20 protein-coding genes are annotated in these 22,343 nt (G+C 46.4%); 6 read left to right on the forward strand and 14 right to left on the reverse strand.

What is annotated here, in order from left to right:
• Nucleotides 1–29: 29 nt before the first annotated feature.
• Both BMW79_RS23470 and BMW79_RS23475 read right to left on the reverse strand, forming a co-directional pair.
• Entirely contained in the window at nt 30–2,399 is a 2,370-nt protein-coding gene (locus tag BMW79_RS23470) for a TonB-dependent receptor (RefSeq protein ID WP_218150423.1), read from the reverse strand.
• A 473-nt stretch (nt 2,400–2,872) separates the two neighbouring features.
• Entirely contained in the window at nt 2,873–3,616 is a 744-nt protein-coding gene (locus BMW79_RS23475; RefSeq protein ID WP_089898659.1) for a hypothetical protein, read from the reverse strand.
• 205 nt (nt 3,617–3,821) lie between these two features.
• Between BMW79_RS23475 and BMW79_RS23480 the strand changes: the two genes are divergently transcribed.
• Nucleotides 3,822–4,928: a sensor histidine kinase gene (locus tag BMW79_RS23480; protein ID WP_089898661.1), complete on the forward strand. Its 1,107-nt coding sequence runs from the start codon at nt 3,822–3,824 to the stop codon at nt 4,926–4,928.
• Nucleotides 4,925–5,692: a LytR/AlgR family response regulator transcription factor gene (locus BMW79_RS23485; RefSeq protein WP_089898663.1), complete on the forward strand. Its 768-nt coding sequence runs from the start codon at nt 4,925–4,927 to the stop codon at nt 5,690–5,692. The genes BMW79_RS23480 and BMW79_RS23485 overlap by 4 nt, the downstream gene beginning before the upstream one ends.
• A 14-nt stretch (nt 5,693–5,706) precedes the next feature.
• Here BMW79_RS23485 and BMW79_RS23490 read toward each other — a convergent pair whose 3' ends face one another.
• The gene (locus BMW79_RS23490) at nt 5,707–6,585 is read right to left on the reverse strand and encodes a LysR family transcriptional regulator (RefSeq protein ID WP_089898665.1); all 879 of its coding nucleotides are present in this window, start codon (nt 6,583–6,585) and stop codon (nt 5,707–5,709) included.
• 84 nt (nt 6,586–6,669) lie between these two features.
• On the opposite strand from BMW79_RS23490, the gene BMW79_RS23495 reads away from it, so the two are divergent.
• A complete protein-coding gene (locus tag BMW79_RS23495) occupies nt 6,670–7,266 on the forward strand; it encodes a thioredoxin family protein (RefSeq protein ID WP_177192302.1) in 597 nt (198 codons plus the stop codon).
• A gap of 30 nt (nt 7,267–7,296) precedes the next feature.
• Here the strand turns inward: BMW79_RS23495 and BMW79_RS23500 are convergent, their stop codons facing one another.
• From BMW79_RS23500 to BMW79_RS23535, 8 genes are all read right to left on the reverse strand, one after another.
• Nucleotides 7,297–8,022, reverse strand: a complete 726-nt coding sequence (locus BMW79_RS23500) for a hypothetical protein (protein WP_089898669.1) — start codon at nt 8,020–8,022, stop codon at nt 7,297–7,299.
• A gap of 13 nt (nt 8,023–8,035) precedes the next feature.
• Nucleotides 8,036–8,605 carry a hypothetical protein gene (locus BMW79_RS23505; protein WP_089898671.1) on the reverse strand — a complete coding sequence of 190 codons (570 nt, stop codon included), beginning with the start codon at nt 8,603–8,605 and terminating at the stop codon, nt 8,036–8,038.
• A 135-nt stretch (nt 8,606–8,740) separates the two neighbouring features.
• Nucleotides 8,741–9,871 carry a TlpA disulfide reductase family protein gene (locus BMW79_RS23510; protein ID WP_089898673.1) on the reverse strand — a complete coding sequence of 377 codons (1,131 nt, stop codon included), beginning with the start codon at nt 9,869–9,871 and terminating at the stop codon, nt 8,741–8,743.
• 15 nt (nt 9,872–9,886) lie between these two features.
• Nucleotides 9,887–11,287: a RagB/SusD family nutrient uptake outer membrane protein gene (locus tag BMW79_RS23515; RefSeq protein WP_089898675.1), complete on the reverse strand. Its 1,401-nt coding sequence runs from the start codon at nt 11,285–11,287 to the stop codon at nt 9,887–9,889.
• Nucleotides 11,288–11,304: 17 nt separating this feature from the next.
• Nucleotides 11,305–14,661, reverse strand: a complete 3,357-nt coding sequence (locus BMW79_RS23520) for a TonB-dependent receptor (RefSeq protein ID WP_177192303.1) — start codon at nt 14,659–14,661, stop codon at nt 11,305–11,307.
• A 236-nt stretch (nt 14,662–14,897) separates the two neighbouring features.
• On the reverse strand, nt 14,898–16,070 hold the full coding sequence (locus tag BMW79_RS23525) for a FecR family protein (RefSeq protein ID WP_089898678.1): 1,173 nt from the start codon (nt 16,068–16,070) through the stop codon (nt 14,898–14,900).
• Between the two features lie 66 nt (nt 16,071–16,136).
• Nucleotides 16,137–16,748: an RNA polymerase sigma factor gene (locus BMW79_RS23530; protein WP_177192304.1), complete on the reverse strand. Its 612-nt coding sequence runs from the start codon at nt 16,746–16,748 to the stop codon at nt 16,137–16,139.
• Between the two features lie 63 nt (nt 16,749–16,811).
• Nucleotides 16,812–17,780, reverse strand: a complete 969-nt coding sequence (locus BMW79_RS23535; RefSeq protein WP_089898683.1) for an aldo/keto reductase — start codon at nt 17,778–17,780, stop codon at nt 16,812–16,814.
• 90 nt (nt 17,781–17,870) lie between these two features.
• Between BMW79_RS23535 and BMW79_RS23540 the strand changes: the two genes are divergently transcribed.
• Complete coding sequence (locus tag BMW79_RS23540; protein WP_089898685.1) at nt 17,871–18,230, forward strand: winged helix-turn-helix transcriptional regulator; 360 nt, start codon at nt 17,871–17,873, stop codon at nt 18,228–18,230.
• 3 nt (nt 18,231–18,233) lie between these two features.
• Here BMW79_RS23540 and BMW79_RS23545 read toward each other — a convergent pair whose 3' ends face one another.
• The 3 genes from BMW79_RS23545 to BMW79_RS23555 all read right to left on the reverse strand — a co-directional run bounded on the left by BMW79_RS23545 (nt 18,234) and on the right by BMW79_RS23555 (nt 20,722).
• Nucleotides 18,234–18,578: a nuclear transport factor 2 family protein gene (locus BMW79_RS23545; RefSeq protein WP_089898686.1), complete on the reverse strand. Its 345-nt coding sequence runs from the start codon at nt 18,576–18,578 to the stop codon at nt 18,234–18,236.
• A 93-nt stretch (nt 18,579–18,671) separates the two neighbouring features.
• On the reverse strand, nt 18,672–19,856 hold the full coding sequence (locus tag BMW79_RS23550) for an FAD-dependent oxidoreductase (protein WP_089904147.1): 1,185 nt from the start codon (nt 19,854–19,856) through the stop codon (nt 18,672–18,674).
• Between the two features lie 77 nt (nt 19,857–19,933).
• Nucleotides 19,934–20,722, reverse strand: a complete 789-nt coding sequence (locus BMW79_RS23555) for an AraC family transcriptional regulator (protein ID WP_245752646.1) — start codon at nt 20,720–20,722, stop codon at nt 19,934–19,936.
• Nucleotides 20,723–21,148: 426 nt separating this feature from the next.
• Between BMW79_RS23555 and BMW79_RS23560 the strand changes: the two genes are divergently transcribed.
• Nucleotides 21,149–21,745, forward strand: coding sequence for a Crp/Fnr family transcriptional regulator (locus BMW79_RS23560; protein ID WP_218150424.1), 597 nt, complete (start codon nt 21,149–21,151; stop codon nt 21,743–21,745).
• A gap of 106 nt (nt 21,746–21,851) precedes the next feature.
• Nucleotides 21,852–22,259, forward strand: coding sequence for a RidA family protein (locus BMW79_RS23565; RefSeq protein WP_089898690.1), 408 nt, complete (start codon nt 21,852–21,854; stop codon nt 22,257–22,259).
• The last annotated feature ends 84 nt before the right edge of the window (nt 22,260–22,343 follow it).

Below are 22,343 nucleotides of genomic sequence, written 5' to 3' on the forward strand. Positions count from 1 at the left end.
TTTTTATAATGAAAAGAATGATTTACGGCTTATTGTACATGGTCTTTCACAAAGAAATATCTCAGTTTCACATTGAAAGCGCGACTTGGCTTCTGCAAACTGAAATTATCATAGAGTGTTTTATCGAACAGGTTCAGCACACCCGCGCTCACGTTGTATTTCCCGTTCTTCAGTGAATACACCAGGTTCATATCATGCGATACCTGCTGTGGCACGATGTACTTGGAATCTTTTGCACCCTGGCTGGGCCAGCGCAGGTAGAATTTCTCTACAAACAGCATATTATAGCCTATAGTCAGGCGGGTATCTTTCCAGATGATATTTTTCAGTGTCAAAGCTGCATTGGCATTTCCAAAGAAGTAAGGCATATTGGGGATCCGGTCCTTATACACCTGGCTTTGTACGGTACTACCGGGTTCTATACGGGTATTATTCCGCAGGTTCTGATAGGTGCCATTTACGCCTGCGGTAAACACATCTTTATAGGTATAGCGTATGTCCGCATCCACGCCCCTATTGGTAACATCCCGTGTATTCACCGGCATCATCAGCTGGCGGCCGGTGAAGCTCACCCCCTGCAGCTGATTGCGGATATAGTCTTTGGCATTCCTGAAAATAAAGTTCCCATCTACCACGAAGTGATGAATTTTGTTCAGATGAAAATGATAGTTCAGGCCCACATTGATATTATCACTGCTTTCCGGTTTCAGATCAGGGTTACCGGTTAAGTTGATCACATCTCCGAAAAGTTCATCATTATTGGGCAGGCGATAGGCTTTTTCATAAGACACCTTTGCCTGTAATGAAGGCAGGATAAAATACGTAGAGGCGATACCGTAACCCCACTGGTCTACCGATCCGGATTGATGGTAGTACTCCCCATCAGCCAGGATACTGGTTTTGCTGCCCTGGTGGTAATTTTTCAGGAAGACGCTCGTGCTCCAGCGGTCATTATAATCATACTTATAACCAAGACCCGCGATATTCTTGAATGTTTTTTTGGGTTGTTTGTCGGCTTCGTTGTTGGGGTCAAATTTGTTCACTCCGGTGCGGTTGAAAGTAGTGATCACATTGCTCAATACAAAGGAGTGGTGTTCGTTCAGCTGGTAAGACAGGTTCACGTTGCCGATCCCGTTATTGTTTTTATACTTATAGTCCATCCTGCTGGATTCTCCGCCGGGAGTGGATGGATTATTGGGATCTTTATACTGCCATTGCCCCAGCCAGTTGTACATGCGGAACAGGGTATCCACGGCTCTTTCTTCCCCTGGGTTATACATACCGGAGATACGGAGGTCCAGTCCTTTTACAAACAGGTTGGTTTTGGTGTATTTGATAGTAGGCTGAATGATACTACCGCTGCGGGTACGGCCGCCAAATACATCATACATCCTGTTGCCGGTTTGAATATCGGCGTGGTTCTGTCCCAGCATGATGCCTACCAGCAGCTGGTCCGCATACTTCTTTCCTACTACACCGATATTGGTGACGATGGCCTCATTGTGGTAGCGGTCGTGGAACCTGCGCACCCGCATGGGCGTATATACGCCGGTTTCCAGGTCGGCAACATCTACGTTTACTTTATAATTGTTATCGGAGTAATTCTGATAGGCGTTTACCTGCAGGGTAAGCCCCGATTTGGAGATAATACCGGCGTTAATGGAAGATTTATGTGTATTAAAAGAGCCATAGGAATAAGATACATCCAGGTAGGTACGGGGAGCTGTATTGGTTACGATGTTAACAGCGCCGCCCAATGCGTCGCCGCCGAGCCATACCGGTACTACCCCTTTATATACTTCGATTCTCTCTGCAAAGTTGATAGGAATGTTATTGAGCTGAAAGGAAGAACCAAAATTATCCATAGGCATACCGTCTACGAAAAATTTCACCTGTTGCCCGGTAAAGCCGTTGAGGGAGAAATTGAGATCGGCGCCTACACCGCCGGATTCGCGCACCCGCACACCAGATACCTTGTTTAATACCTGGCCTACATCCATAGAGGTATTGTAGAGTTTCTTTGCATCTACAGCAACAACATTGTAAGATTGTTGCCGTACTTTTTCTGCGGCTGTTTTTCCTAATACGGTGACCTCATTCAGGTCGCGGTCTTTTTTTAACCGTATTAGCAGGGGCTGTGCAACAGGTGTGGGCAGGGTTACCTGTTTTACTGATTTCAGATAGCCGAGGGCTCTTATTTCCAGCGTGTATTTACCAGTGTTGAGATCAGTAAACCGGAAATGCCCGCTGGCATCTGTGGGGAGTCCTTTTCCGGTTTCCAGCAGGAGCACCATGGCTTCTATAGCCTTTCCCTTATCATCCTGTATAACGCCTTCCAATGTGCTTTTTACAGGGGATTGTGACTTTGCCAGATCAAAAAAAAGGCATAGGACAGCCATCAACAAAATTTGCTTATTTTGCATTGCTTTTAATGTTTACCACGTTTTAAGTCCCTCTCATAAGGAGGGTGGCCACACAGCTGCGAACTGTGTGGCCTTTTTGATTGATTTAATAAATGTTATTACTGATAATTGCTTTCACTGATCGAAAAGGGAAAATTTTGATGGCATTAAGTGACTGCCGGCGTTTTATTATTCCTTCATCACATCCACTTATATATTGCTGGTTTACCATTCCTGCTACATACCAGGGGCATTTCAATGCTAACAGTCTTTAAGATTTAAGAACACAAAGGTCGGGGATCCAAAACTGAATTCTTTTCGAATTCGGGAAAAAGTAGGGGCATTGGGTATATGAAAAAGAAAAACCTTGCAGCATCAGATGCCACAAGGTTAGTTCATTTTCTCTTTAAGCAAGTTAGCGGGTGCCTTCAGGCGGTCCACTCAAGCGGTTTCCGTTTCCTTTATGCCAGTTATTTCCTGGTAAAGTTGGAATATTCTGATATGGTTTCCACGTTGGTTGTTTGCCCGATGAATTTAGCGAGCATGTTGAGGTTGTCGCTTACCGTGAAATAACGTTTTGCCTGTTCATTCCAGTTATATTTAACGGTTACCTCAAACTTTTCGGCATTCAGTATCTTTACTTTTACCGGTTTTTCGTTGATGGCTTTCACCTCTTCTGCCCTTTTGGTTTTGAGGTTGATGGTCATGAAAGATCTGCAGTCTTTCATAAAGCTGGCATCTTTGGGAACAGAAGCAGCATCCTGTTTATAGCTGATCACCAGGTAGTCGCCTGTTTCCTTTTCAACTTTATAGGAAGCGTCGTCTGCCTTGATGGGTGCGGATTCCGGTTTGGCGTGATTCTTCCGGAAGCTGGTCACCTCTCCCCTGGAGGGCGATTTACCATCAACAGACACCACAGTCCAGCGTTCTTCTTCTGATTTGGACGGATCAAATTTTGCTTCTGTAACGGTTTGCTTGCCAGCTGCCGTACTGGAAAATCTGAGATCAAAAGCATAATTATCCGGTTGTTTCAGGGCCTCGGGGTCGAGAAGGCCGGCATCAATGCCGTGTTTGGAGAATGCATCCAATACGGCTGATTTCTGGGCAGAAACAGCAAGGGTAGATGCTACCAGCAGGCATACACCGAGTAAGGACTTTATGCCGGTACGGCTGCGTTCCTGAGTTGCCATCGTCGTTGCTTTTACTTCTTTCATACTTACGATTTTTTTAAATCAAACTACTTTTATGAGCCCAAAATTAGGGGCAGCGAAGCACGCGAAAGAGGCCTTTCCGGGTCAAGTGACGAAAATGAGGGGTGAATAGTCGGCCGGACAAAATGAATTGAAACAAGGGTATTATAATAGCTTTTTTTCGCGCGGAAACAGCGTTCTTATAGTATGGCTCCCTACCTTTGCAGTTATGGAGAACCGGGACGACACGTTTCATATCATAAAAAACTCAAAAACCAAACAGCTGGTGCTGCTGGCAGTGACTTTTATTGGCTCTTATGCTGTTTTATTTATTGTAACACCTTATTCCTCCTGGAATAAATATTTTGATGTATCCATCTACCGGTTAATATTCGATACTTTCTTCAACCTGCTGGTAAGCGCGGTTTTTATAGCGTTTATCTTCTGGGTAGACCGTATACTGAACAAGAAGATGCCATGGACAGCTCATCCGTTAAAGCGGTTGGTAACACAAACGGTTATACAGGTTTTCGGGGTATTCTTTCTTTTAATGGCCCTGGGACTTATGTATGTGCTGATTAATGGCATTCCTGACGGACCGCCCAAAGTAGGTGAAAATGATATCAGGCAAACCTGGTACATCGTTATTGCCCTGATTTTACTGATACTGATGGTGAGCGCTATCAATACCAGCGACTACCTGGTGAGCAACTGGAAAAAAGCAGCCCTGCAGGCGGCGGAATATAAAATAAGAGCGGCAGAGAGTAAACAGCTGGCCGCAGAAACAGAACTACAGGCCCTCAAATTGCAGATCGATCCGCACTTTGTATTCAACAACCTGAGTGTACTTTCAGAATTGATTCTGAAAGATCAGCAACTGGGGTATGAGTATACAGAGAACTTTGCAAAGGTCTACAAATACCTTCTGATCAATTCTAAAAATAAACTCATCACTTTACGCGAAGAACTGAAATTCCTGGATGCCTACCTGTTTCTTATCAAAAACAGGATAGGCGACGGCGCCATTTTCAGGATCCGTGTAGATGAATCAACACTTCATCTCCAGCTCCCTCCTACTACGCTGCAGCTATTTGTGGAAAATGCCTTAAGGCATAACAGTACCCAAAAAGAACATCCCCTGGCCATAGACATTTATACCACCGCCAATGATGAGCTGGTGGTATCCAATATTTTATTACCATTGCATAATAAAACCTCCTCTACCGGTATCGGGTTACAGAATATTATCGGTCGATATGCCCTGCTATCCGATAGAAAGCCGGTAATAATATCAGAAAATGATTGTTTCACCGTAAAGGTCCCCCTGATCAAATGACAGTTATCCGAAAGATATTGATAGTGGAAGATGAGGATGCGAATGCAGACCGTTTACAACGATTCCTGCTTAAAATAAGACCCACTGTTGAAGTGCCGGCGGTGCTGGATAGTGTAAAAAAGACCATCACCTGGCTGGCTGAAAACGAAGCACCCGACATCATTATCATGGATATACGCCTGGCAGACGGGCTTTGCTTCGATATCTTTAACCAGGCAGATGTAAAAAGCCCGGTGATATTTACAACAGCTTACGATGAATATGCGATCAAAGCATTTAAATATAACAGTCTCGACTACCTCTTAAAGCCGGTGGATCAGGATGAACTGGAAGCGGCTGTCAATAAATACGAACGCCTTAACAAACCTGCTTCCGGCCAGCAGTTATCGATCGACAACCTGGTGGCGCAAATGCAACCCAAAGAATACCGGACCCGGTTCCTGGTTCCTTACCGCGATGAATACAAGCGGATACAGGTGGGCGATGTGGCCTTTTTCTATTCCCAGCTGGGCATCAACTATGCCAACCTGTTCAACGGGGAAACGGTGATCATACCGCACACACTGGAAACCCTGGAACAGCAGCTGAATCCCGCCGTTTTCTTCCGGGCCAACCGCCAATATATCATTCATATCGATGCCATAGAGAAAGTACATAATTATTTCAACGGCAAATTAAAGCTGGAAATAAAAAATGGCGGAGATGCGGAGATTGTTGTCAGCAGAACAAAAGCACCGTTGTTTAAAACGTGGCTGGATTATTAAACAGCAGTGCTTCCCTATTTAAAATACTCTTTTACCGCCGCTACAAATGGCGGCACCAGCAGGTGATGCTTACTCAGGGTAGCAGCCCGCCATGTCCTCTTTTTAAACGGTGTTTTCAGGGGCATCGTCACGATATCCCTGTTTTTCAGATAGGGCGCAATCACCCAGGTAGCAAAAATCCCCACGCCCATACCTGCATTGATCATTTCAACAATGGCTTCTGTGAGCTGGATCCGGGTAATGGATTTTGGAGATACCTCCCGGAAAAACTCCTTTGAAAACTGGGTATGTTCTCCCTGTGCATCGTATATCAACAGGTCTTCCGTCGTAAAGTCGTCCGCTGTAAGTGCCGTCTTGCTGCGGGTATACGGGTGGTTCCGGGGCAGTACTGCCACCAAGTTATCTGAAAACAACGGGGTGGTATGAATAGCCGGATGGTCTGGTTTCTCCGAAACAATTGCCAGGTCCAGTTCTCCGTTCAGCAGGTATTCCAGCGGTCTTTGTGTTGCGGCAGCCACAATGGATATCTCCACCTGGTCCAGACGGGATTTCAGCCGGGTAATGACCTCCGGTAGCCAGTGATAGCAGGTATAACATTCGGTGCTGATCCGCAGACTGGAGAGTTTTCCTTTTTTGAAAGCGTGTATATCTTCGTTTAATCTTGATAGTTGCGGCAGGATGCTGCCGGCGCCTTCCATAATACGCCTTCCGGCATGTGTGAGCAGGAGTTTTTTATTGACCCGTTCAAAAATCTGTAAGCCGGTTCTGTTCTCCAGGTCTTTCAACTGGTGACTTAAAGCCGATTGCGTTAGAAAGAGGCTGTCGGCCGCTTTGGTGAGGGAGCCATGCTCCACTATGCGTTGCACCAGGAGCAGGTCATTGCTTACGATCATGAGTATTTTTAATTAAAAATACGAAAACTATTCATTTTCCTCATGTATAAAGAGCCGCTACCTTTGACAGATAAAAAAAACATGATGGAAACATTAACAAAGAAATTCACCGAAACCAACGTCGACAGTGCTTTTGAGCTGGCACGTGCCGAACAGAAGCCGGTATTGATAGATTTCTGGTCCACCAATTGCAAAGGTTGTCAGCGTATGGATGCCGTCACGTATGAAGATGCGTCCGTTCAGGCATACCTGGAGCAGCATTATGTACTGGTGAAATACCATGTCAGTAAAATGAACCGGGATTTCAGCAAAGTATACCTGCCTACCGCAATACAATGGACACCGGCATTATACATCTATTCACCGGACGGCGCGGTGATACGTAATATCACCGGGTACTTATCGCCCAGGCAGTTCATAATTGAACTCTCCATCGGCCAGGGCGCAGCTTTCATGCGCAAAGGAAAATATGCGGAGGCATTGGAACTGCTGAGTAACCTTACTATTGCGGGCGCTTACCCCGTGCTGGATCAGGAAGCCATGTACTGGTCGGGTGTAGCGGCCTTCTTTGGTAAACAAAAAGACTTCCGGGACCTGGTTCCTTACTGGGGCAAACTTATCAACACCTATCCCGGTTCTACCTGGGCAGAGAAAGCGGATATTCTGCCGGCAGAAGGATAGCATTTCAGATTTATTTTTCACGGGCGTAAACTAAAGAGACGGGGAGGTTGGGTGTCCTGTCTCTTTGGTTTTGAAAACGCCGTAGATGAACCATATCAGCAACAGTACACAAACAATCGCTTCAAAAAACAGGTAAGGAACTTTACTTGGATATTCCACCCAATGAAGACTCCGGTGGAGTGCTGTCAGGTATATTACCTGATGAAAGACCAGGATACCAAATGCGGTTTTCACCAGGAAGTTGATAGCTGGTTCGCTGCTTAAAGTGATAGCCAGGATTATACCTGCCACCATCTGTAACAGTGCTACAGGAAGGCTCAGGTAACGTTGCAGCTGCAAAAATTGGTAAAGCTCTAGCAATACATTTTCCTGCACATGCGGACCATCCATCGTTGACATTACATTGGGTAATTCTATCTGCATCCTGAGAAGATAAACAGATTGCAACCCCAGTTGTACCGAGAAAGCAAGGAACAAAGCCAGAAATGCCGCGATACTGGCTATGGGCGAAATAGGGTAATTATACATACAAATCACCAGGAGCGGATACAACATAGCGATTAAAAAAATCAGCGTCAGGCAGGTGGCCAGCTGATATGCCGGATATCCACCCTGAAATAAAAAGTGCTGACGCGACTCCTCTCCCACCGGATACACGAGGAAAACAACTATTTTAAACACCAGCGTCAGCAAATAAAAGAAAGTGATCCAGGCGGATACAAGATAGGCGGTACGGGAAAGTGGGTTAGGCATCATATATTTAAGGGGATTAAGGCTTGAACGTATAGGAAGAATCCGGCGTGCACCAGTTAAAATTAAAACCCTCCTCTCTGAATGTAACCCAACAACTGTTCGTCGTATCCTTATCCACTTCCAGGTCTACCTGTTTAATAAAGACCGGAATCATCGCGTATTTACTCAACTCATACGTTACCCGCGCGCCGCCTGCAAACCCCTGATCCCTCAGATGAGCGATCTTATATCCTTTTACCCGCCATTCCTTTTCCACAGTTGTAGTACCCGCGAAACTTCCGATAAATGCTCCCCAAAGACCAAACAGCAAAAGTCCGGCGGAGATAACGCCGGTAGCAAGAAAGCTGTGATCATCTGATTGAAGCACCAGCGCATATCCATAAGTAAAGAAAATATAAAGCAGCCAGTCATACCCACTGCTTACAACGTAACTATACCCCGTCAATGCCGGCAACAGCAGCACCAAGGCAGTCAGGAGTACTATTACAATCGTTTTCCGGGAAGACTGTTTGTGAATGACCCAACCCAACAAAGGAATGAGGAAGAGGAAAAAAATAAATGTAGTATGTGTAGCGATAAAAAGCATAGGGAACAGGTATATCCTAAAATAAGCAATTTTAGCTGAATATGCCAGATCACCACGGGACAGTTTTTCGTCATCTTGTCTTGAGACAAATAAGCAACCGGCTAAAAGATAAACTTTCAGCCGGCCACTCCTTTGCTACTGGTGTTTAAAAACTTCTTTCAGCTTCTCTTCCAGCTGATTGGCACGTAAATTCTTCGCGATGATCACCCCATTCGGATCAATCAAAAAGTTCTGTGGCACTGCTCTCACATCGTATTGCTTTGCTACTTCGTTCCGGGGACCTTTAAGATCGCTGAGATGGAGCCATTTCAGGCCATCCTCTGCTATCGCTTTCAACCACGGCGCCTTTTGCGAATCGAGAGAAATACCGATGATCTGGAAATCTTTGCCGCCGTACTCCTGGTACACCTTTACGAGATAAGGATTTTCCTCCCGGCAGGGACCACACCAGCTGGCCCAGAAATCGACCAGCACATATTTTCCCCTGAAAGAAGACAGGGTAACGGCAGTGCCAGTGGAATCCGGCTGGGTGAAGTCAAGCGCCTGCATGCCTACTGCGGTCTTTTTTGCCACTTCCAGGCGCGCTGCCATTGATTTAGCGGTAATGGTATTTTTCATCCTGGCACTAAGTCCGTTCATCAATGGCTCAAATGTTTCCACGTCGATGATAAAGCTACTTTCCTTTAGCAGGGAAAGGCTCAGGTAAGAGTCGGGATGTGCGGCTATAAATGCTCTTTTCTCTTTAGTGATGTCGTCATATATCGGCCGGCTGAGCTTTCTGAACTTTTCCACGCTGGCATCATCCTTTTCAAGGAAGTAGTGCATCATACTGTCCGAAATTGGCTCCAGCCGGGCTTCATAAGGTCTCAGCTGTTTTTTGAGCAGCAATAGTTCGGATTGTCCGGCGCCGCCTTTCACACTTGCTTTTTTCAGGGTACCATCGGATGATTTTATTTTTATTACCACCGGCTCCAGAAAAACTTCATTGGCGTCTACATTGCCTTCCTCACCGGTATGTGCGTCACCGGTAGTTTTTGCAATACTGATATAGGCTGTTGCCGGTTCTGTAATGGTACCTGTGATACGGAATTTACCATCTTTTACGATCGCGGAATCCAGTTGGTATTGGTTGTCTTTGGGATAATTGAGCATTATTTTTGCGCCCTCTGCACGCTTTCCGAGACTACCATCTATCGTAAATTGCTGCGCCTGTGCGCTGCCCAACATGGCCAATAAACACACCTGTATTGTTACTATTTTCTTCATCTTATTTTCCCTTTTTTATTTATAACCATTATTCTGTACCAGCTTTGGATTCCTGTTTAATTCGGCATTCACGAACGGCAGGTATAGCCTTGTTTCATTCTGTCCTTTTGAACTCAGAAAGGGGATGGCTTTACCGAAACGTTTCATATCCTGCCAGCGTAGTCCTTCTCCCAAAAACTCTTTTCTTCTTTCCATTTCTATCTCCTGCAGGAAATTAGCGGCGCTCGGGAAATCTCCGGTTGTTTTGGGGCTGGCATTTCTTTTTTGTCTTACTGCATTATACCGGGTAACGTTCACCACATCCTGGCGGGCATCTGCTTCTGCCGAAATCAGATAGGCCTCACTTAAGCGGATCAGCGGGTAAGTCACAAAGGAATTGGCGTCCTGTAAAGTATCCAGCGAGAATTTCATCAGGTAGGTGACTACCCTGCCCACACTGGCGGCCATTTGATTTTTGAATAAACCTGCACGTACGTCGCCGGCTTCGTATGCATTGACCAGGTCGGCATTTACCCAGGTTTGTCCATTACCGGTAGCGCCGGTAGGTCGGCGGTATGGCAGGCCGGGGCTAAAGAGCGGGAACATCCCTGCGCGATCGTAGGAACTGGACACGGGACCTTCCACCACACGGAAAAGCAATTCTTTGTTCTCCGGGTTGTTGTAACGGAAATTGCTGGAAAAATCGGATGTGAGTGCGGCAGATGTGGAGCCAATAACGGCTTCTGCATATTTTTTTGCTTCCACCTTATCTCCCCTGTTCAGGTAGATCCTTGCCAGCAGCAGCTGCACTGCTTCTTTAGACAACGCATCGGGCGTGGAGAAAGGCGGCAGTAATTTTTCCGCCTCTTTCAGATCCGTAATAATGCGGTTAAACACTTCCTCTTCTGTGTTCTGCGGACGTTTCAACTCTGCCGGGTCTTCATTTGAACCCAGTGTAATGATCACACCTTTATAGGCTTCCACCAGGCGCAGGTAGCAGTAGCCACGGATTCCCAGCGCTTCACCCAGGTCTTTGTTCTGGCCGGTCAACTCACGGGAACGGATATAGTTGATCACTGTATTGGCATTTCCAATGGCAGTATAAGCGCCGTTATAATAGAATCCATTACTGAAACCATCGCTGGGATTTGGATTACAGGCGTCGTATGCCTGCGGATTAAAACGGGTGATAGACCCACCCTGCATGGAAATGATATCATCTGCATAGATATCAAACAGCGGATAGGTTTGTGATGGCCAGCCGGCATGGATCTTTGAGTACGCGCCCTTTACCAGGAGTGCCAGATCCGCCGGTTTAAGCGTTTGTTCTCCAATGGCTGTATCGGGAACGGGTTCGTCCAGCTTTTTACTGCATGCAACAAAAGTACTGGCAACGAATAAGCATAAATTTATCAGCAGGAAATATTTCCGGATCATATCAATATTTTTTCTGATTATAAAGTGACATCAATACCAAAGGCAAAAGTTCTCGGCATCGGTATAAACGTGGACTGTATCCCTGTTTCTATTCCAATTTCAGGATCGGTCAGTTTCAGATCCCTGTTCTTAATCACAAACAGGTTCTGGAAAGAAGTGTAAATACGCAACGCCGGGATACCCACCTTTCTCAGCACTTTCTCATCCACCTGGTAGCCGATGGTCACGTTTCTCATTCTCAGGTAAGAAGCATCGAAGAGATAATGCGTAGAGGGAAGTGTATTCCAGTCTTCCACCTGACCTGCGCCATGAGGTCCTACTACTGCACGTGGATAATAACTCTTGTCACCTGGTTGTTTCCATCTGTCTTTCACCCACTCCGGTTTGTTAGGCATTACACCGGTGTAGTCGATGTTAAAGAGACGGCTGTATTGGTCGTCGAGATTATAGATCTTAGCTCCTGCACTGAATGTAAGGGCAGCGCTCACCGTAATACGATGCCAGCTGGCGCCCAGGTTAAAGCCGCCTGATATTTTTGGTTGTGCTACCGGCACATATTCCTGGTCTGCCTGGGAAATCACCCCATCTTTGTTTTTATCTTCATATACCAGATCGCCGGTGTTGGGATCAACGCCTAATGACCTGAAGAGCAAGAGGGAACCGACGGATTGTCCCATCTTCACAAATGGCCTCGGCCCGCCTGGCATATAATAGCCATAGCCCATTACAGAATCCCTTAAATACAGGATCTTGTTCCGGTTTACATTCAGTATAACACCTGCATTCCAGGAAAATTTCTGGTCGTTTGTTAACCTGCTGCGATAAGAGAGATCGAGGTCTATTCCCCTGTTGGCCACAGTTCCCAGGTTTCCTTTCTGTGAGGCAAAGCCACCGGTAGAATAAGGCAGCGGCAAGCTGGTGATCAGGCCATCCGTTCTTTTCTCATAAAATTCCAGCGTCATAGACACCTTATTTCTAAAGAACCGGGCTTCTATCCCCGCATCATACTGGCGCGTTCTTTCCCATCTGAGATCGCGGTTTCCACGCACATTGCTTAATGCCAGCGCAGGTTTACCATTGTAGGTGCTGGTGTTTATCAGGTCGGCAAAATCGAAGTAGCCGAGTGTGCGGATATTACCGGTAAGTCCTGCGCCTGATTTAATTTTCAGGAAAGATACCAGGGAGCTTCTTCCAAAAAATGGTTCATCGGAAATGATCCAGCCGGCAGACAATGCCGGGAACCACGAATACCGGTTGTTGCCGGCGAGCTTGGATGTACCGTCTCTGCGGATACTTCCGCTCAGCAGGTATCTGTTCTGCCAGCTCAGGTTAGAACGGAAAAAATAAGACTCTCCTGCTTCCGAATAGTTACGGTTGTTCCAAAGTTCGTTGTTTGAAAAAGAAGACCCATTTCCCGGGCTCCATAAACCTTCACTGCCGGGAAACCCGGTAATGGCAAAGCCGGTAGTGGTATTTTTATTTTCATAGTATTCCTGACCCAGCAGGAGATCCCCGCACAGGTCACCTGCCGCCAGCCGGTAAGTAAGCGTATTATTGAAGGTATACTGCGTACCACTGCCTGAACTATTGCCATGCTGACCGCCATTATAGCTTCCGTAATAAGACAAAGGACTATAGAAATTAATGGTAGTACCCTGACTGTTTACCCCTGCCAGCGTAGATTTGAACACCAGGTTGGGCCGGAAGGTAATTTCACCAAACACGTTAGCCAGGTAATTCCAGTCTTTCTTTTTCTGATAGGTCTGGTAAGTACCTGCATAGGGATGGCTTTGTAAAGCAAACCAGTTGCCAACCGTACCATCAGGGTTGAACAGCAGTGAATCCGGTGTATCCGGACGTGCCGCTATGGCATCGTACAAGGGAGTGGTCAGGTTATTACTTTCAGATAACGATACATTCAGATCGCCGCCGATCCGTAACCACTTGTTGATCTTCTGGGTGAGGGCCATTTTGCCGGAGTAACGGTTATACCTGCCCGATCCAACGGTGTTTTCTTCCGAGTATTTACCAAAGGATAAATAATAGGTATTGTTCACACCACCACCGGATACATTCGCCTGGATATTATGGGTAGACGCATTTTTGGAGATGACTTTATCTACCCAGTTATTATCAACAAGACCATTCGGTGTACCCAGTTTGAAAGAACTGATTTCGTAGTCCAGTACGTCTTTTTCCTCGTTCAGCACCTCTTCCCTTTCAGGTGTAACACCACCGGCAATCAGTTTATCAATATCGCTGATCCTGTTGCGGCGCGCTTCTTTGAATACGGATTCATATTCTGCATTGTTCAATGCCCTGAAACCCAGCGTAGATCTGGTGATGCCGTAGTAGGAGTTTACGTTGACAAGAGGGCGGCCACCGAGTTTTCCTTTTTTGGTAGTGATCATGATCACGCCCTGTGCACCTCTGGCACCATAGATCGCAGAAGAAGAAGCATCTTTCAGTACTTCGATAGACTCAATATCCTGTGGGTTGATGTTGTTGAAATTAAAGTTCGGATTGTTGACCGTACCTAATCCCACTCCTGCATCCACGATCAGTCCATCGATCACCACGAGCGGGTTCACATTGGAGGCGTTCAGTGTTTGTGCGCCACGGATAACAATAGAAGGCTGAGAGCCGGGCGAACCATCCGAAGACTTTACCTGCAAACCGGCCACCTTGCCCTGCATGGCGCTGAACACGCTGTTGTTGATATTTTCTTCCGGTTTCAGTTCTCCTACTTTGGCAATGGAGCCTGTTACATTTCTTTTGCTCTGGGTACCATACCCTACTACAATGGTCTGATCAAGATTGGCCACATATACTTTCAGGTATATGGCGTAGTTCACCGCAGTGCCCACTTTTATTTCCTGGGGAATGTAACCGACAGAGCTGAAAACAAGCACCTGTCCGGGTTCTGCGGAGATCACAAAATTACCGTCTGCATCAGTGCTGGTTCCCTGCGTAGTTCCTTTAATCACTACGTTTACCCCTTCCAGTGGTTTCTTCTCTTCCGAGAATACGCGGCCGCTCACCGGCGCTTTATCGGCCGCTGCTGCGGGAGGCTCGGCCGATCGTGTAACAACAATCACATTGTCGATAAAGGAATACCGCAGGCGTTGTCCTTTGAAGCAGAGATCCAGCGCCTCTTTTAAAGGGGTGTTTTTAAACTCCACGGTAACGGGGTTGGCTTCCCCGATAATGTTTTTGTCCCAGACGAATTCGACACCGGTCTGCATCCGGATTTTTTCAAAAACTGTTTTCATCGGGATGTTTTTGCCGGCAAAGGTGACCTGCTGCGCGTTGGCGCCGATACTTCCATAAGCCTGCATACAAGTGATGATAAGCAGAACACTCAACATTTTCATGACAAGAATAATTTTGGCTGATTTTTCTTTCCATGGATGAATCCATGCAAGACATTGCTGCCCGGTCCCTCTGGAACCAGGAGTGCCCGTAAGCATAAAAAGCATAACTTTAATTTGCGTTTTGGTTAATAAAAACTGTACGATCCGTCTCTCAACCCGTATTGTACAGTGACTCTACAAGTATATTAGCCTTGCATAACCGCCCGGCTACCACCGGAGCGGTTTTTTTGGCTGCATTATTTTGATGCGCTTACAATAAGGGTTTTACCGGCCAGGTCGAATTTCACGCCACCTACTGCCTGTAATATTTCCAGTACTTTGCCGAGTTCTTTTTCCCGGGTAAAACCTCCTTCCAGCTCTTTATCAGGGATATTGCCCTCATATTTCAGCTCTATATTGTACCATCTTGCTACTTCATTCATGATTTGCCGGATGTTACCGTTAAATGAAAACCTTTTGTTCTTCCATGCCATTACATGGTTAATGTCTGCGTTCTGTAGAATCTTTGGAGATTGCCCCGGCACGGTGTATACCCATTGTTCGCCGGGTGTAAGCTGCATAGTGGTGCTATTGGTGGTAGCTTTAATGGAGCCGGTAAGTAAGGTGGCTTTTACTGCTCCGTCGTTTGCATAAGCATTGATGTTAAATTCGGTACCCAGTACCTGTATGATAAAATTATTCCCCTGTACAATAAATGGCCTGGTGGCATCTTTCTTTACGTCGAAGTAGGCTTCTCCGGTAATGTCTACTTTTCTTTCATGGCCGTTAAAGGCAACCGGATAGCGGATCACTGATTCCGCGTTTAACCAGACTTTAGTTCCATCGGGCAATGTCATCTGGAATTGCCGGCCACGGGGAGTAGACATGGTATTATAAACGGTTGTCTGTTCTGCCCCGCCTGCCGGATTGTATTGCAGTTGGCCGTCTTCCAGTCTTACTTCGCTACCTTTCTCGCGGGCAATGATGCCGCTGCCGAGGCTGTCGAGCACTACCTGTTTTCCATCAGACAGGGTTAGAATGGCGCCTTCCCTGCCCGGCGGTATGTTTGCTTTTGCGATAGGGATATGGGTTGGTGTCTGATTCTTTTCATTTTTATTCCATAACCAGAAGCTTCCGGCGCCGGCCAGCAACAGCAACGATGCAGCGGCCGCCCAGGTCCAGCGCGGCAAAGCGAGGCGCCTGGTGGGACGTTCGTTGATGCGTAACAGTAGTTCATTCACCACATCATTCACATCATAATCTCCCTGCTCTATATGCCGGGGCTCTGTGAACGCGGATTGCAGGAGTTCGTCGAACAGTGCATGGTGGGGCGACTGACTAAAAATTTGTCGTAGCTCCGTTAATTCGGCGATGGTAGCAGTACCCTGGAGGTACTTTTCCCATAATTCCCTAACCTGGTCATCGGTCATGATATCACGTTTACGTTTATATATGACGGAAGAAAGGAAAGGGGTAAGACAGTCTGCCGAAAAAAATTATTGAAAAAATTCGCTGAGCAGGAAAATAAGCAGCAGGGAGTTGTCGCCCGCATGTTTGGACAAATAGCGGCGGATATCTTTCAGGGCTCTTACGATATATGTTTTGGAGCTGACTTCAGAGATCTGGAGCAGGTCAGCGATTTCCCTGTGGGTTTTGCCTTCGAAGCGATGTAATACAAACACCTGTCTTGTTTTCTCGGGTAAGGCCTGAACGGCTGCGGAAACGGTTTGCTGCAGTTCTTTCAGTTCGAGGCTCGTTTGCGGGTGGCTGACGGAATTTTCGGTGAAATACTCGGCGAGGTGCGACATATTATCGACGTGCAGCACCTTCTTCTGCATAAAATCCATTACAATATGACGCGCAGCAACATAGATATATGCGCTGAGATTATCCACCTCAGGCAGTTTGCTCCTGTTGTTCCATAATTTGATGAACATTTCCTGGGCGAGGTCTTTGGCCTGTTCCGGTGATTTGGTCAGGCGCAGGGCCGTGCCATACACTTGTGGCCAATGAAGCTTTGTTAGTGCGCCAAAGCTCCTTTCGTCTCCCTCCGCAATCTTCAGTAGCAGTTCTTTTTCGTCATATGTCCGATTTCCGTCAATGCTCAATAGCGCTCGATTATGGCAACAAACTACGGCAAAAATGCCATAAATGCCGGTATTTTTTAAATATCAGTAAGTCCTTTGTACTGATTTAAGCAGGTCATGCGGATATCCCATTGCTACTGCGCTGATACTATCCAGGCGCGATAGCTGTTCCGGGCTTACATCAACCGAAAGCGCCTGTAAGCTTTCCTTAACATGACCAAGGGATCTGGCACCAATGATCGGGAAACAATTTTTGTGGAGCGTCCAGGCCAACGCTATCTGACCGGGAGTGTCGCCGGTTTCTGCTGCGATAACCTCTAACAGGTCGATGATGGCTTTGGTGTGCTGGTCTTCCTGGTATGCATCCGGTGAAGACAGAGTAAGCCTTCCCTTGTTGCCATGCCGGTATTTCCCGGTCAGTAATCCTCCCGCCAATGGCGAGTATAGCATAGTACCCAGGCCAAAATAGCCGGCCATCGCCATCAGTTCACGGTCAGCGGTCCGTTGCGCGAGGTTGTATTCGATCTGTAATGCGGCTAACGGAATTGTACTGGCAATAGCCGCCGCTTTCCAGGCTGGAAAATTTGCCAGTCCGGGATATACTACTTTACCGGCTTTCACCAGATCTTCCAATCCACGGGCAATTTCCTCCAGGGGAGTACGGCCATCATCGTAATGAGGCATATAGATATCTATATAATCCGTTTTGAGGCGTTTTAAGCTGGCTTCTACAGCACCACGCATGGCTTTGCGATGGTTCCCTTCATTGGCCGGTGATGGATCTGTTTCGCTGCTCCGGGTGTATTTTGTGCAGATCACAAAATCGTGGCGCCGGGATGCGATGAAGCCGCCCACTATTTCTTCCGCCTCCCCCAGCTGATACTGATCAGCTACATCAATAAAATTGCCGCCGGCATCTGCGTAAGCAGCTAAAATCTGCGGAATATCTTCCCGTGTGGCGCCATATCCTCTCCGTTCTCCAAAAGCGGAGGCACCCAGTGCAAATTCGCTTACGGGTAAACCCGTGTGTGTTCCAAATAATTTGTATTTCATGCTGCAAAGGTCAACAGGTATTTCCGCTTAATCAAGTACGGCTTAATTTAGCCGTATGTAAAAGCCGGACAAAAAGGCGAAATTTGCAGCATGTACAAAAGAAAATTAGCGCCTGAACTTGAATGCGGGCTTCATATTTTTATGGAAGTGCTGAATGGTAAATGGAAAATCAGCCTGATCTGGTGTATTCATTCAGGGATCAACCGGCCGGGTGATTTACAGCGAAAGATGCCCAAAGCATCCCGCCGGCTGCTGGATACGCAGTTGAAGCAGCTAACTGAGCATGGTATCATCACCAAAACCAGCTTCGATCAGCGGCCGCCGAAAGTACTGTATGAGCTGACGCCGTTGGGGAAAACGCTTATCCCTGTTATTGCCTCTACCGCGCGCTGGGGCGAGCGGCACCGGGAGGAACTGGAGCCTTTGTTATTGAGTACTGACAACACCTGAATGTCAGTCTTCCTGGATAACAAAAGCCTTTAACTCCGCCATCTTACCATCACGGAACCGCCATACATCACAATAGGTATAATCGACCATTACTCCTTCTTCGTTTTTCATACTGATTTCGCCGACTGCCGTCACGAAATCACCTTCGGCGATCAGGTTTTCTACCCTGAATATTGGCGGCTCCACGTAGGCCTTTGCCATATATTGCCGGACAGCTTCCTTTCCCTGCAAGGTCTGGTCGCCTACAAATGTCCAGGTTGTATCGTCGGTACAAAACGACAGAAAACCTTCATTGTCTCCTTCGCTAACAGCTGCATTCGCTTTTTCCAGGATGTTTTTATTATTCATAACTCATGTGATATTGCTGATCTTAAATTTAAGTGAATACCATGAGAGCGTGAATATTTTGTGATGACCTGGTAAAAAGCCGCTGCTTTTTTATCATTCGCCTGGATTAAATTGCGCCGCCAGCCGCTTCATTGATTCTTCTGTGGGAGCAGAAAATTCCTCTATTCCCTGCAGCGCTTCCTGCGCAAGCATTTTCGCCCTTGCCCTCATTTTTTGTTCATATGCACCAATGGCGGACTGTATATTATCAAATTCGTCACCAGTAAGGCATTCGCTTAAATCCAGCGCATCCAGCATAGCGGTGTTAACCCCTTCTCCGGATGGGGGCATCAGGTGAGCGGCATCTCCTATAAGGGTAAGGTTGGGCCTGGCCTCCCAGTGCTGATCTAAAGGAAAATAGTTCAATGGTCTTGGAACAAAGCGCGGGCATACTTTAAATAACGAAACAAACAAGGGGCTCCATCCTTCATAATATTTTATTAAATGAGCGGCGACCTCCTCCTTATCATTAAAATCGATACCACTTGTTTCTACCCAGTTTTCCGGGTAAAGGGAAGATGCGTAAAATGTAAGTCCTCCATCCCCTCTTGGCTGCGCTGCGATGGTTTTGCCTATATCCATCGCGATGAGGTTGGCATTGTTCACCAGCGCATACATTTCAGGACATGCTGTTTCCGGGTTATCAATTTCACCCTGGATAATGGTGGCGCCCGAATATAATGCCTTAATATCTGTTACATAAGGCCGGATCTTCGAGCGATATCCATCAGCCCCGATTACAATATCAGCGGTAGCTATTGTGCCGTTTTTAAAGCTGAGTTTCCAGCCGTTGCCAGCCTCCGCCATGCTCACTAACTGACTATCCCATATCACGGTGTCAGGCAGCAGCGCATCAATCAGCATATTTCTTAACGCGCCCCGGTCAATTTCCGGTCTGAAGTGTTCATCACCAAAACCGCCGCCCACACCATTGCTTTTGTCTTCAATAAAAATATTCCCTTCCTTATCTACCAGGCGGAATTGATCGGCGCCGGGCATATAATTCGCTTTGAAGGCGTCCATTAAACCGGCAGCTTCCATCACTTTCAGCCCTGATTCAAAGTGCAGATCAACAATGGCGCCCTGCACGCGGGCGGCTTTACTGATATCTCTTTCATATACCTTCACATGAGCGCCTTTGAGCTGTAAAAGTCTGGCTAATGTCAAACCGCCCGGGCCACCTCCTACGATGGCTATTTCTTTATGCTGTAGTAAATGAGTATTTTCTGATGCTTCCATTTTCATATCCTTTTTGCTGATACAAAGGAACGGCTAATGCCGGATACCAACAATGCTGATACGCAGAGAGTATAGGACTAATCGTGGTTTTTGCTCCGAAAAGCGACTGGTGTCATCCCGGCCACCTTAACAAATAAGCGGGTAAAATAGGAGTAGTCGCCGTACCCGAGTTCGCCCGCGATCTCTTTTATTGATTTATCGGAATGATACAGCAGGCGTTTCGCTTCCAGGACCACACGCTGCTGGATATGCCAGGAAACTGAGTGCCCGGTAGCTGCATTGACACATTCGTTCAGATAAGGCGTAGATATATGCTGGTAGCCGGCATATACCGTAGGACTTTTCACCGTTGTGAAATGATCCTCCAGCGAAGATTTGAATGACTGGGTAACTATTTCAAAACGTGCGTAACTGTCGGCGCTTTTTGTTTGCGCTATATATTGGGAGGCGACCAAAGTAACCAGGGTATTTAAACTTTCTTTCAGAATGGTGTCATATAAACGTTCCTGTTTCCTTTCGGAAAACTGTATACAGAGCGAAGCAGTGTCTGAAATAACCGCAAGGGTATCTGCTTCTATGGCCAAAGGCGTTACCGGCTTAAGGGCTGTTAATAGTTTCAGGTTGTCCTGATGCAGATTTTCACTGGTAATGATCCAGCTGGCGACCGTTGCTTTTTCAAAAGTTATCAGGCGGTGTATCTGATCAGGGTGTATATAGAGGATGGAAGATGGCCTGATGTGATATTTTCTAAAGTCAACTTCAATAAGCGTTGTTCCTTTTTCCTGTAAGATAAATAGATGCCCATTGTCCCGGTGTGGCCGCTCCACTTCTATAAAATCAGGACGTCCGTCTGGTGATTTTCTCATAATAACAATTCCCTCCCTGACTCCGGCAGGCAACGTATTAACAGGAATATGTTTGCTTTTTTTCGGCATGACGGTATTGTGCGAAGATAAGTTTTTGCCTTTATCCGGTATGGGTAAAGTTTACTTTTCTATTTTCACCCGGTTGGCAATATCCCTATTTTTAAACCCTGGTTCATTATCTTGTGGAGAAATACCTTTAAGGCATTCCTATATCATTACTTATGGCTAAACTTCCCATAGATATACAAGCTCAATTTTTCAGGTTCTTTAATGACGAGCTGTCTGTTCAGGTATTCGAAACATGGCTGTACCGTTTCACTGAACTGGAAACCTATTTAGGCGAAGGCCGACAGCCTATACTATAGACGATTATATGTCTTGAATGTAATGAGCCTTATTTTTTATCTTTGCCCGTAAAAATAGCTGATGTCCGTATCTTCCAACTATTATGATATGATCATTGATCATGTGTGTGCCAGGGTCACCTTAACGGAAGACGAAAAGCAACGGTTTTGCGATGCTTTGGTGCTACGGCATTTACTGCCCAGGCAATACCTGCTGCAGCAAGGCGATATCTGCAGACATGAAAGTTTTGTATGTAAAGGATTTCTGCGGTCTTTTTATGTAGATGACCAGGGAGATGAACACACCCTGCATTTTGCAATGGAAGATTGGTGGATATCAGATCTTCAAAGCTTTATCAGGCAGGAACCAGCTACACGTAATATTATTGCTACAGAACCGGTTACGGTATTGCAGCTCGAAAAACAGGCAAGAGAAGAATTACTGAAAGAAATACCGGCACTGGAACGCTTCTGGCGTGTACTCAATGAAAACGCCTGTGCCGCGCAGGATCAGCGTATTTTAAGCAACATTACCAGCACAGGAGCTGAACGGTATATACAGTTATTAAAAAAATACCCCTCTATTGATCAGCGTATGTCGCAAAAGCATATCGCTTCTTATCTGGGCATTACCCCTGTATTCCTGAGCCAGATCAGGAAGAAAAACCTGAAAAATTAAATTAGTTTAATTCCATTTCTTATAATAGTTATACGTGCGACGGTGACGCATGGGATACCTTTGTGTTCATAACGAACATTCAAATTATCCGTTAAAAAATAACAAAATGAAAATTTCACAAATAAAAATCAATCCAGACCCGTACCAACCATTTCGTCTTGCCCAGGGATATCGTGTTGGAGATCTTCTATTCATTTCCGGTCAAACCGCTATCGATGATAATGGCCAGCTAACCGGTATCGGCGATTTCGACACACAGGCAGCCAAAGCGTTTGAGAACCTGGAAAAGGTATTGAAAGCCGGAGGGTCCAGCCTTAGGAATGTGGTGAAAGTCACTATCCTGTTAAAGAGTATGGCCAACTTTGATAAGATCGTTGCTTTGAGAGGTAAATACTTTACCGCCCCCTACCCTGCGGATACCATACTGGAAGTATCTTCCCTTTATTCCCCTGATGCGCTGATTGAGATAGAAGCGGTGGCTGTGGCAGATGACGCAGCTGAATGGAATCGGTAGAGATATGGTGGTACTGCTTATGCCGGTAATCAATCCATGGGGAAAAGTTGTTTGTGCCTTATCTTTGCGACGGTATAAACAAAA

The sequence above is a fragment of the Chitinophaga arvensicola genome, assembly GCF_900110835.1.
GTDB classification, from domain to species: Bacteria; Bacteroidota; Bacteroidia; order Chitinophagales; family Chitinophagaceae; genus Chitinophaga; species Chitinophaga arvensicola.